This is a genomic window from uncultured Methylobacterium sp., from assembly GCF_964242245.1.
GTDB lineage: Bacteria > Pseudomonadota > Alphaproteobacteria > Rhizobiales > Beijerinckiaceae > Methylobacterium.
Genome location: NZ_CAXTBY010000124.1, coordinates 1 through 10,413, shown reverse-complemented (window position 1 = coordinate 10,413; position 10,413 = coordinate 1). Strand labels below are relative to the sequence as shown.

The 10,413-nt window shown below is 72.0% G+C and carries 12 protein-coding genes; 8 read left to right on the top strand and 4 right to left on the bottom strand.

What is annotated here, in order from left to right; translation table 11 throughout:
- From ACFE8Y_RS18615 to ACFE8Y_RS18600, 4 genes are all read left to right on the top strand, one after another.
- The coding region (locus ACFE8Y_RS18615; RefSeq protein WP_375465870.1) for a 50S ribosomal protein L25/general stress protein Ctc at nt 1–668 on the top strand (668 nt) is incomplete at its 5' end.
- 111 nt (nt 669–779) lie between these two features.
- On the top strand, nt 780–1,388 hold the full coding sequence (pth, locus tag ACFE8Y_RS18610; RefSeq protein WP_375465869.1) for an aminoacyl-tRNA hydrolase: 609 nt from the start codon (nt 780–782) through the stop codon (nt 1,386–1,388).
- Between the two features lie 120 nt (nt 1,389–1,508).
- Nucleotides 1,509–2,606 carry a redox-regulated ATPase YchF gene (ychF, locus tag ACFE8Y_RS18605; RefSeq protein ID WP_375465868.1) on the top strand — a complete coding sequence of 366 codons (1,098 nt, stop codon included), beginning with the start codon at nt 1,509–1,511 and terminating at the stop codon, nt 2,604–2,606.
- A 14-nt stretch (nt 2,607–2,620) separates the two neighbouring features.
- Nucleotides 2,621–3,613 carry a MaoC family dehydratase gene (locus ACFE8Y_RS18600; protein ID WP_375465867.1) on the top strand — a complete coding sequence of 331 codons (993 nt, stop codon included), beginning with the start codon at nt 2,621–2,623 and terminating at the stop codon, nt 3,611–3,613.
- Between the two features lie 229 nt (nt 3,614–3,842).
- Here ACFE8Y_RS18600 and ACFE8Y_RS18595 read toward each other — a convergent pair whose 3' ends face one another.
- Entirely contained in the window at nt 3,843–4,061 is a 219-nt protein-coding gene (locus tag ACFE8Y_RS18595; protein ID WP_375465866.1) for a DUF2093 domain-containing protein, read from the bottom strand.
- 104 nt (nt 4,062–4,165) lie between these two features.
- Here ACFE8Y_RS18595 and ACFE8Y_RS18590 point away from each other — a divergent pair, with 104 nt between their 5' ends.
- From ACFE8Y_RS18590 to deoA, 4 genes are read left to right on the top strand one after another with little or no spacing between them, the layout of a single operon-like run.
- Nucleotides 4,166–4,585, top strand: coding sequence for a cytidine deaminase (locus ACFE8Y_RS18590; RefSeq protein WP_375465865.1), 420 nt, complete (start codon nt 4,166–4,168; stop codon nt 4,583–4,585).
- Nucleotides 4,578–5,390, top strand: coding sequence for a purine-nucleoside phosphorylase (locus ACFE8Y_RS18585; protein ID WP_375465864.1), 813 nt, complete (start codon nt 4,578–4,580; stop codon nt 5,388–5,390). Before ACFE8Y_RS18590 ends, ACFE8Y_RS18585 begins: the two co-directional genes overlap by 8 nt.
- A complete protein-coding gene (gene deoC, locus ACFE8Y_RS18580) occupies nt 5,387–6,121 on the top strand; it encodes a deoxyribose-phosphate aldolase (protein ID WP_375465863.1) in 735 nt (244 codons plus the stop codon). Before ACFE8Y_RS18585 ends, deoC begins: the two co-directional genes overlap by 4 nt.
- Complete coding sequence (gene deoA, locus ACFE8Y_RS18575; protein WP_375465862.1) at nt 6,118–7,428, top strand: thymidine phosphorylase; 1,311 nt, start codon at nt 6,118–6,120, stop codon at nt 7,426–7,428. The genes deoC and deoA overlap by 4 nt, the downstream gene beginning before the upstream one ends.
- A gap of 30 nt (nt 7,429–7,458) precedes the next feature.
- Here the strand turns inward: deoA and ACFE8Y_RS18570 are convergent, their stop codons facing one another.
- The 3 genes from ACFE8Y_RS18570 to ACFE8Y_RS18560 form a co-directional block, all read right to left on the bottom strand.
- Nucleotides 7,459–8,088, bottom strand: coding sequence for a class I SAM-dependent methyltransferase (locus tag ACFE8Y_RS18570; RefSeq protein WP_375465861.1), 630 nt, complete (start codon nt 8,086–8,088; stop codon nt 7,459–7,461).
- Nucleotides 8,089–8,266: 178 nt separating this feature from the next.
- A complete protein-coding gene (gene dnaJ, locus ACFE8Y_RS18565; RefSeq protein ID WP_375465860.1) occupies nt 8,267–9,433 on the bottom strand; it encodes a molecular chaperone DnaJ in 1,167 nt (388 codons plus the stop codon).
- Between the two features lie 346 nt (nt 9,434–9,779).
- The coding region (locus ACFE8Y_RS18560) for an Hsp70 family protein (RefSeq protein WP_375465859.1) at nt 9,780–10,413 on the bottom strand (634 nt) is incomplete at its 5' end.

Here is a 10,413-nt window from a genome sequence, read left to right as displayed (position 1 = left end):
CGCTTGAGGCCGTGGCACGCGACCGGGTCGGCAAGGGGGCCGCCCGGGCCGTTCGTCGCCAGGGCCGAGTCCCCGCGGTCGTCTACGGCGGCGGGCAAGCCCCGCAGGCCATCAGCATCGACCTCGTCCGCGCCCGCACCCTGATCTACGCCGGCGGCTTCAAGACGACGCTGTTCGAGATCGATACCGGGGCTAAGAAAACCCGCGCCATCCCGCGCGACTTCCAGCTCGACCCGGTCTCCGGCGTGCCGATGCACGTCGACTTCCTGCGGGTGATCGCCGGCCAGACCGTCGCCGTCGAGGTGCCGGTGCACTTCCACAACGAGGACGCGGCGCCCGGCATCAAGCAGAAGGGCGGCACCCTCAACATCGTGCTGCATACGCTCGCCGTCGAGGTCGCCCCCGACCAGATCCCCGACGGCATCGAGGTCGACCTCACCGGCCGCGAGATCGGCGACGTGATCCACGTCTCCGACATCGTGCTGCCGGCCGGCGTGACCTACACCGGCGCGCCGAGCGATCCGGTCGCCAACGTCGTGCCGCCGACCGTGCTCGGCGCCGAGGTCGAGGCCGAGGAGGCCGCCATCGCCGAGGCGCAGGCGAGCGAGGCCGCCGAGGAGAAGGCCGAAGTCGAGGCCGCCGACGACGCCGAGAAGACCGAGGGCTGAGCTCAAGGCTCGGGTCCGCCGCCGCGTATCGCGGCGGCAGCGCTTCCAGGAAAATGCCCCGGCCGCGAGGTCGGGGCGTTCGTGTTTTCAGGCCGGGAGTCCTGTCTCGTCATGCGGCTCATCGTGGGCCTGGGCAATCCGGGCCGATCCTACGCGCGCAACCGCCACAACATCGGCTTCCTCAGCCTCGACGAGATCGCGCGGCAGCACCGGGCGAGCCCGTTCCGCCGCCGCTTCCAGGGGGAGGCCGCCGAGGTGTCGCTGGGGTCCGAGCGGGCGATCCTCCTGAAGCCGCAGACCTTCATGAACGAGTCCGGCCGCGCGGTCGCCGAGGCGCAGCGCTTCTACAAAATCGCGCTCAGTGACGTGATCGTGCTGCACGACGAGCTCGATCTGGCGCCGGCCAAGATCCGGGTGAAGTGCGGGGGGGGCAACGCCGGCCACAACGGCCTGCGCTCGATCACGGCCCAATGCGGCAACGACTATCGCCGGGTGCGCCTCGGCATCGGGCATCCCGGCGACAAGGCGCTGGTGCACGCCTACGTGCTCAACGATTTCGCGAAATCCGAGGAGCCGTGGGTCGAGGATCTGTGCCGGGCGGTGGCCGATCAGGTGCCGCTGCTGGCGGCAGGCGAGAACGAGAGTTTTCAGAACCGGGTGCACTTGGCCATGGTCGGGCGCGGCTGGGCCGACGTGACCCGGCCGGGTGCGAAGGCGTGATGGATACGACGGCACGAGGTTTGACCGAGAACGTGGCACACGGTGCGCGGTTCGAGGGTATGGTTTCTTCAACCCCTTTCGCGCGTCCCCGGACGACGTGACACAACGGACCTGAACCCCATGGGCTTCAAATGCGGCATCGTCGGCCTGCCGAACGTCGGCAAGTCGACCCTCTTCAACGCCCTGACGCAGACGGCGGCGGCGCAGGCCGCGAACTATCCGTTCTGCACCATCGAGCCGAACGTCGGCGAGGTGGCGGTGCCGGACCCGCGGCTCGACGACCTCGCCCGCATCGCCGCCTCCAAGGAGATCGTCCCGACGCGGCTGACCTTCGTCGACATCGCCGGCCTCGTGCGCGGCGCCTCGAAGGGCGAGGGCCTGGGCAACCAGTTCCTGGCCAACATCCGCGAATGCGACGCCATCGCCCACGTGGTGCGGTGCTTCGATGACGGCGACGTCACCCATGTCGAGGGCAAGGTCGACCCTGGCGCCGACATCGAGACCATCGAGACCGAGCTGATGCTGGCCGACCTCGACAGCCTGGAGAAGCGCGTCGTCGCTCTCGAGAAGCGGGCCCGGGGTGCGGACAAGGAGGCGAAGGAATTCCTGGACCTCGTCAACCGGGCGCTGCCGTACCTGCGCGAGGGCAAGCCCGCCCGGATGGTCGCGCGCAAGTCGGACGAGGAGCGGAGTTTCCAGCAGCTCGGCCTGATGACGGCCAAGCCCGTGCTCTACGTCTGCAACGTCGACGAGGCCGATGCCGACAAGGGCAACGCCTATTCGGAAGCCGTGCTCGCCCGCGCCGAGGCGGAGGGCGCGCAGGCCGTGGTGGTCTCGGCCAAGATCGAGAGCGAGATCGCGGTGATGCCGGCCGCCGACCAGGGCGACTACCTGGAGGCGGTGGGGCTCTCCGAACCCGGCCTCAACCGCGTGATCCGCGCCGGCTACGACCTTCTGGGCCTGATCACCTACTTCACCGTCGGCCCGAAGGAGGCCCGCGCCTGGACGATCACGCGCGGGACCCGCGCGCCGGCCGCGGCCGGCGTGATCCACACCGACTTCGAGAAGGGCTTCATCCGCGCCGAGACCATCGCGTTTACCGACTACACCGCGCTCAAGGGCGAGGCGGGCGCGCGCGACGCCGGCAAGCTGCGGCTGGAGGGCAAGGAGTACCTCGTGCAGGACGGCGACGTGCTGCACTTCCGCTTCGCCAACTGAGCCGGGGCGCGCCCATGTCCGGCCTCGATTTCGAGGATTTCTCAGCCGGTCAGGTGATCGTCGGCGCGCCGATGACGGTCAGCCGCGACGACATCGTGCGCTTCGCCCGGGAGTTCGACCCGCAGCCGTTCCACCTCGACGAAGCGGCGGCGGAAAAAACCTTCGCCGGCCGGCTGATCGCCTCGGGCTGGCACACGGCCGCGCTCGGCATGCGGCTCCTGCACGCCGGGCCGATGGGCGGGCGCTCGTCGCTGGGCTCGCCCGGCGTCACCGACTTGCGCTGGCTCAAGCCCGTGCTGCCGGGCGACGCGCTTCGCGTGTCGCTGCGGGTGGAGGAGTGCCGCGTCTCCGCCTCGAAGCCCGATCGGGGATTCTGCCGCTGCGCCGTGCGCCTGGAGAACGGGCGGGCTGAGGCGGTGATGACGCAGCGCTTCACCCTCATGCTCGCCCGCCGCGGGGCCGAACCGCCGCCGCCGCCGCGCCCCGTCGCGACCGGCATCCCGGACGTGGTCGCCGAGCCGGACGACGCCGAGGCGATCCCCTTCCTGAGAGACGCCGTGATCGGCGCGACGCGCGACCTCGGCGCCTACGCGTTCGGTGCGGACGCGATCACGGGCTTCGCCCGCGCCTACGACCCGCAGGTGTTCCACACCGATCCGGAGGGCGCCAAGCACACCCATTTCGGCGGCCTGTGCGCCTCGGGCTGGCACACGGCCGCAGCCTACATGAAGCGCCTGCTGGCGACCCGGGCCCGCGACCACGCCCACACGGCAGCCCACGGACCGGCACCCGAGATGGGACCCTCGCCGGGCTTTCGCGAGATGCGCTGGCTCGCCCCCGTCTACGCCGGCGACACGCTGCGCTACGCCACCCGGCTCACCGACAGGCGCGCCTCCGCCTCGCGCCCCGGCTGGGGCTTGGCGTTTGCCGACAACACGGCCGTCAACCAGCACGGCGCGCAGGTGTTCTCGTTCTCAAGCTCGGTGTTCTGGCAGTGGGCGCCGTGAGGCAAAGTCCGGAAGACCGCTTCGCGCGACGCGGTCTTCCAAAGACTCAGGCCGTGGCCGCGACGCGCGAGCCCTGGCCGGAAAGGAGCGCCGTCACGGGGCGCAGGCCGCGAGCGCCTTGCCGAGCCGACTTGGCCAAGCTGATCAAGCAGGTGACCGCCCGGAGCATTCCGGGCGTCGATCGCGCCGCGATGAAGGACCGGCCCGACAAGATCGCGGACGCGATTTCCTACGGCCGCCCCGTCCGCTTCAGCCGCTCCAGCACCGCCTCGGGGGTGGCGTAGGCCTCCTGGCGGACGGCGCTCCAGTAGCGCAGCGCGTCCAGCGGGATCTCCGTGCCGGTGACGGCGCAGCGCACGTAGGCGCCGGGCTTGACCACCCGCATCGTGCCATCGCCGTAGGCGACCACCGCCTCCCCGGCCGCCCCGCGCTCGTACCGGCCCAGCATCCGTCGTCCCCGCATCACTGACCCCGTCGCCTCTTAGGAGAGCGGCCGCCCCCTGTCGATGCCGCCCCTCGACAGGCCGGCAGGGCCGGTGCCAAAGATCGGGGATGCCGCCGCCGCCTCAGGACCCCGACCTCGCCGCCCTGTTCGACGCGGCCATCGCCGCCCGTGCGCGGGCCTACGCGCCCTACTCCCGCTTCGCGGTCGGCGCGGCGCTGCGCGACGAGCACGGACGGGTGCACGCCGGCTGCAACGTCGAGAACGCGGCCTACCCGGTCGGCACCTGCGCCGAGGCCGGGGCGGTCGCGGCGATGATCCTGGCCGGCGGGCGGCGCATCCGGGCGCTGCTGGTGCTCGGCGACGGCGCCGGCCCGGTGACGCCGTGCGGCGCCTGCCGCCAGCGCATCCGCGAGTTCGCGGACGGCGATACCTCCATTCACGCGGCCGACTCCGCCGGCGTCAATCGCAGCTTCACGCTGGACGGCCTGCTGCCGGCCTCGTTCGGACCGGAGACGCTGGGTGCCTGAGGCGGCCGACTTCTTACGCGCGGCGGGCTTTGCCGGTCCGCACACCTGCGCGATCATCACCGGCACGGGCTTGGGCGGCATCGCGGCGGAGCTCGAATCCGCGATCAGCCTGCCCTACGCGGAAATCGCGGGGTTTCCGGGCTCCGGCGTCAGCGGGCACCGCGGCCGGCTGCACCGCGGGCGCCTCGCCGGGCGCTCCGTGCTGGTGTTCGAGGGCCGGGCGCACGCCTACGAGCGCGGCGACCCGGCCGCGATGCGGGCACCCATCGCCGCGGCCCGGGCGCTCGGCGCCGCATGCCTGATGCTCACCAACGCGTCGGGCTCGCTGATGACCGAGGCCGGCCCCGGCAGCCTCGTGATGCTCACCGACCACATCAACCTGTCCGGCCTCAACCCGCTGGTCGGCGAGCCGAGCGAGGCCCGCTTCGTGCCGATGACGGCGGCCTACGATCCGGCCTTGCGTCGTCGGCTATCGGAAGCCGCGGGGGCCTGCGGCATCCCGCTCCACGCGGGCGTCTACGCGTGGTTTTCCGGGCCGAGCTTCGAGACGCCGGCCGAGGTGCGGATGGCCGGGCGGCTGGGCGCCGACCTCGTCGGCATGTCGACGGTGCCGGAAGTCATCCTGGCCCGGTTCTTCGGCCTACCCGTCGCCGCCGTCTCGGTGGTGACCAACCGGGCCGCCGGGATCGGCGACGGCGACCCGCATCACGCCGAGACCAAGCGGGCGGCGGCGGGCGCGGCGGGCGACCTCGCCCGGCTGCTCCGCACCTTCGTCGCCGGCCTGCCGACGGGAGAGACCGCATGACGGGGGACGCGGCGCGGGCGATCGCGGAGCGGGCCCTGCCGCTCCTCGACCTGACGGAGCTGGGCGACGCGTGCACCGCGACCCGCATCGACGCCCTGTGCCGCGACGCGCGGGCGGGCGGGGTCGCCGCGGTGTGCGTCTGGCCCCAATTCGTCCATCAGGCGGCGCGCGCGCTGTCGGGCGCCCCGGTGCGGATCGCCACGGTGATCAACTTCCCCGCCGGCGGGGAGGACGCGGAGCGCGCCGCGGCGGACACGCGCGCGGCCCTGCGCGACGGCGCGCACGAGCTCGACCTCGTGCTGCCCTACCGCGCCCTCCTGCGGGGCGATGCGGCGACGGCGGTCGACTTGGTCGAGGCGGTGCGCGCGGCCTGCCCGAACGCCTGCCTCAAGGTGATCCTGGAGACCGGCACCCTGGCGACTGCGGAGGCGATCGCGGCGGCCGGCCGGCTGGCGCTGGCGGCGGGCGCCGACTTCCTCAAGACCTCGACGGGCAAGAGCCCGGTCTCGGCGACGCCCGAGGCGGCCGGCGCCCTGCTCGGCGTGATCCGCACGGCCGGCCGGGGCGGCCTCAAGGTCTCGGGGGGCCTGCGCACGCTGGCGGACGCCGCCGCCTACCTTGCCATCGCCGACCGGGTCATGGGTCCGGGATGGGCCGCGCCGGCCACGTTCCGCATCGGCGCGAGCAGCCTGTTCGGCGCCCTCGTGGCCGCGCGAGACGCCGTCCGGTGAGGCTGCCGCAGGAGACGATCCGCCGGAAGCGCGACGGGCTCGCGCTCGCGCCCGAGGAGATCGCGGACTTCGTCGCCGGGCTCATTGACGGGCGCGTCGGCGAGGGGCAGGCGGCGGCCTTCGCCATGGCGGTGTGCTGTCGCGGGATGGCAATGGGAGAGCGCGTGGCGCTGACGCGGGCGATGGCAGCCTCGGGCACGGTGCTCGCCTGGGACCTGCCCGGCCCCGTCCTCGACAAGCACTCCACCGGCGGCATCGGCGACGCCGTCAGCCTCGTGCTCGCGCCGATGGTGGCGGCCTGCGGCGGGTACGTGCCGATGATCTCCGGCCGCGGTCTGGGCCATACCGGCGGTACGCTGGACAAGCTCGCCAGCGTCCCCGGCTACGACGCGGCGCCGGATCTGGCGACGTTCCGGCGCGTCGTGCGCGAGGTCGGCTGCGCCATCATCGGCCAGACGGAAGACCTCGCCCCGGCCGACCGGCGCCTCTACGCGATCCGCGACGTGACCGGCACGGTCGAGTCGCTCGACCTGATCACCGCCTCGATCCTCTCCAAGAAGCTCGCGGCGGGCCTCGACGGCCTCGTCATGGACGTGAAGGTCGGCTCCGGCGCCTTCATGGCGGGCCTGGACGAGGCCCGGGCGCTTGCCGGCAGCATCGTCGCGGTGGCGAGCGGGGCCGGGCTGCCGACCGTCGCGCTGATCACCGACATGGACGCGCCGCTGGCATCATTTGCCGGCAACGGACTGGAGATCGCCTACGCGATCGACTACCTGACCGGCCGTCGGCGCGAACCGCGCTTCCACGCGGTGACCGTCGCGCTGGGAGCGGAGATGCTGCTCGCCGGCGGATTGGCCGGCGACCGCGACGCGGCTGCGGCTCGGATCGAGGCGGGTCTGACCTCCGGCCGGGCCGCGGACATATTCTCGCGCATGGTCTCGGCCCTCGGCGGACCCGCCGACCTGATCGATAAGCCGGCACATTACCTTGCTGCGGCCCCGGTCATCCGCGAGGTCCGGGCGCGGGGCACGGTGGCGCGCGTCGCGACGCGGGCGATCGGGCTCGCGGTGATCGGCCTCGGCGGCGGCCGGACCAGCCCCGAGAACACGATCGACGGCCGCGTCGGGTTCTCGGATCTCGCGCATCCGGGCGATGCGAGCGGGCTCCTGGGATGCGTCCACGCCGCGGACGCCGCCTCGGCCGACAGGGCCGAGGCGGCGCTGCGGGCGGCTTACGCGCTGGGCGGGGTGCCAACGCAGCGTTCGGCCGTGCTGGAGCGGATTACGGGAACGTCCCCGGCGTCGTGAGCCAGGGCCGTTCCGGGCGGCGCGCGGATATCAGGGCCGGCGGTAGACCCAGACGCGGGCCGGCGGCAGGTTGAGCCAGACCCGGTTCGAGCCGCTCGCGGTGTAGCTGCCGGCGGCGCATCGCGCCGGGATCGGCGGCACCACCGCGTAGGTGAACTGCACGAACGGCGCGCCCGGCTGCATCAGGTCGTGGGCGGTATTGAGCAGGTCGAGGCGATGCGCCAGCGGCTTGGTGAACAGCGGCAGGCTCGACACCGTGGCGATGCCGGGGTCCGACAGCACCGCGCCGACGCTCCCGCGGATGTCGTAGGCATCGCCCTGCAGCACCGTGGCGCCGGGGAAGCGCCGGCGCAGCAGGGCGCAGAAATCCGGGTTGAACTCGACGAGCACGAGGCGCTCGGGTGCGATGCCGCGCCGGACCAGAGCCTCCGTCACCGGGCCTGTGCCCGGCCCGAGCTCCACGACCTTGCCGGGTCGGCGCGGATCGACGTAGGCCGCCATGGTGCGGGCCAGCATTCGGCCCGACGGGGTGACGGCTCCGGTCACCAGCGGCCGCTCCAGCCAGGACTTGAGGAACCGGGCCTCGTCCTCCAGCGGGTCGCGCCGCTCACGCCTTTGCACGGACGAGGCTTTCGCGCTGGAACGAGGTAACGGCGGCAAGTCCGATGTTCCTTCAGATCCGGTCGTGGAGGGAGGCTTGACGGTGACGTTGCAGTTCTAGCGTCAAGCCCGCGTCCATGCCTAGCCCAATGCGCGCACCGCCATCCGGTGGATGCCTAAACCGGGAACGACCCGGTTTGATCCGGCCGGAACGGTCTTCCCGCGCCACCATGTCCGTCTACTGGCGCGCGGCGCCGCCGAAACCGCCCAGGAAGTCGCGCATCTTGGAGAAGAAGCCGGCGCTCTCGGGGTGGGTCTCGTCGGATGCCGTCCGGTCGAACTCCTGCAGCAGCTCGCGCTGGCGCTTGGTCAGGTTCTGCGGCGTCTCGACGAAGACCTGGATGTAGAGGTCGCCGACTTCGCGGGCGCGCAGCACCGGCATGCCCTTGCCCTTGATGCGGAACTGCTTGGCCGTCTGCGTGCCCGCCGGAATCCGCACCTGCGTCTGCGAGCCGTCGATCACCGGCACGGTGATCTCGCCCGAGAGCGCCGCCGTCACCATCGAGATCGGCACGCGGCAGAACAGGTCCGCCCCGTCGCGCTGGAAGAACTCGTGCGGCTTGATCGACAGGAAGACGTAGAGGTCGCCCGAAGGCCCCCCGCGCAGGCCGCTCTCGCCCTCGCCGGCGAGCCGGATGCGCAGGCCGTCGTCGACGCCCGCCGGCACGTTGATCGCGAGCGTGCGCTCGCGGTTGACCCGGCCGGCGCCGGCACACGTCGCGCAGGGGTCGTCGACGATCTCGCCGCGGCCGTGACAGTTCGGGCAGGTCCGCTCGATGGCGAAAAACCCTTGCGCCGCCCGAACCCGGCCGTAGCCGCCGCAGGTCTGGCAGGCACGCGGTTTCGAGCCGGGCTTGGCGCCCGTTCCCGCGCAGGTCTCGCAGGTGATCGAGGTCGGGATGCGGATCGTCTCGGCCTTGCCGGTGAACGCCTCCTCCAGGCTGATCTCCAGGCTGTAGCGCAGGTCCGCCCCGCGTTCGCGGCCGGGCGCGGCCGTACGCCCGCCGCGCGCCTGCTGAGCCCCGCCGCGGCCGTCGCCGAAGAAGTTGTCGAAGATGTCCGACATGAAGTCGCCGAACTCGTTGCCGAAGCCGGGACCGCCCGGCTGGCCCGCGCCTTGACTGAAGGCGGCGTGGCCGAAGCGGTCGTAGGCCGCGCGCTTCTGGCTGTCGGAGAGGCACTGATAGGCCTCGTTGATCTCCTTGAACTTGATCTCGGCATCCGTGTTGCCGGGATTCCTGTCCGGGTGGTAGGTCATGGCGAGCTTGCGGAAGGCGACCTTCATCTCGCCGTCCGAGGCGGTCTTGGCGACCCCCAGGATCTCGTAATAGTCCCGCTTCGACATGCCCTGCCTTCAAACCTCGTCCGCGTCCCGCCGGACGGGACGGCCGATGCGCGGTGTGTTGATCTCGGTACGCGGAGAAACGCTCTAGCACGACCTTCATGGAGCCGCGTGGCAGGCGGACACCCGACGGGGACTTTCTCGATCCTGTGCCATCCAGTCCGCACGTCACCAAAGCGAGCAAGACCAGCACAGCCCTCCCCCCTCCGCGGGAGAGGGTGGCCCGCGAGCTAAGTCGGGAGGGGAAGCACCGTATCCGGACCTGTTGCTCCCCTCCCTCGACCCTCGCTGACGCGAGGCCCACCCTTCCCCGCAGAGGGGGGAGGGAAGACCCGCGGAGCGTTCGCGATCAGGCCCGCTTCTTCCGGTCCTTCTCGTCGACCTCCTGGAAATCGGCGTCGATCACGTCTTCCTTCTTCTCGTGACCGGCCGCCCCATCAGCGGCCGATTCCGGACCGCCCGCGGCCTGGGCCGCGTACATCGCCTCGCCGAGCTTCATCGAGGCCTGCATCAGGTCCGTGGTGCGGGCCTTGATCGTCTCGACGTCCTCGCCCTCCAGCGCGGTGCGGAGCGCCGTCATCGCGGTCTCGATGCCGCCCTTGTCGACTTCCGAGACCTTGTCGCCGTACTCGCGCACCGACTTCTCGGTGGCGTGGATCAGACCCTCGCCCTGGTTCTTCACCTCGACGACCTCGCGGCGGCGCTTGTCCGCCTCGGCGTTGGCCTCGGCGTCCTTGACCATCCGCTCGATGTCGGCGTCCGACAGGCCGCCCGAGGCCTGGATGCGGATCTGGTGCTCCTTGTTCGTCGCCTTGTCCTTGGCCGTCACGTTGACGATGCCGTTGGCGTCGATGTCGAAGGTCACCTCGATCTGCGGCATGCCGCGGGGCGCCGGGGGAATGCCCATCAGGTCGAACTGGCCGAGCAGCTTGTTGTCGGCCGCCATCTCGCGCTCGCCCTGGAAGACCCGGATCGTGACCGCG

What these genes read in the sequence shown, in the direction of transcription:
- pth (WP_375465869.1), top strand. Translation starts at nt 780, where the DNA reads ATGCGGCTCATCGTGGGCCTGGGCAATCCGGGCCGATCCTACGCGCGC.
- ychF (WP_375465868.1), top strand. Translation starts at nt 1,509, where the DNA reads ATGGGCTTCAAATGCGGCATCGTCGGCCTGCCGAACGTCGGCAAGTCG.
- ACFE8Y_RS18600 (WP_375465867.1), top strand. Translation starts at nt 2,621, where the DNA reads ATGTCCGGCCTCGATTTCGAGGATTTCTCAGCCGGTCAGGTGATCGTC.
- ACFE8Y_RS18595 (WP_375465866.1), bottom strand. Translation starts at nt 4,061, where the DNA reads ATGCTGGGCCGGTACGAGCGCGGGGCGGCCGGGGAGGCGGTGGTCGCC.
- ACFE8Y_RS18590 (WP_375465865.1), top strand. Translation starts at nt 4,166, where the DNA reads ATGCCGCCGCCGCCTCAGGACCCCGACCTCGCCGCCCTGTTCGACGCG.
- deoC (WP_375465863.1), top strand. Translation starts at nt 5,387, where the DNA reads ATGACGGGGGACGCGGCGCGGGCGATCGCGGAGCGGGCCCTGCCGCTC.
- dnaJ (WP_375465860.1), bottom strand. Translation starts at nt 9,433, where the DNA reads ATGTCGAAGCGGGACTATTACGAGATCCTGGGGGTCGCCAAGACCGCC.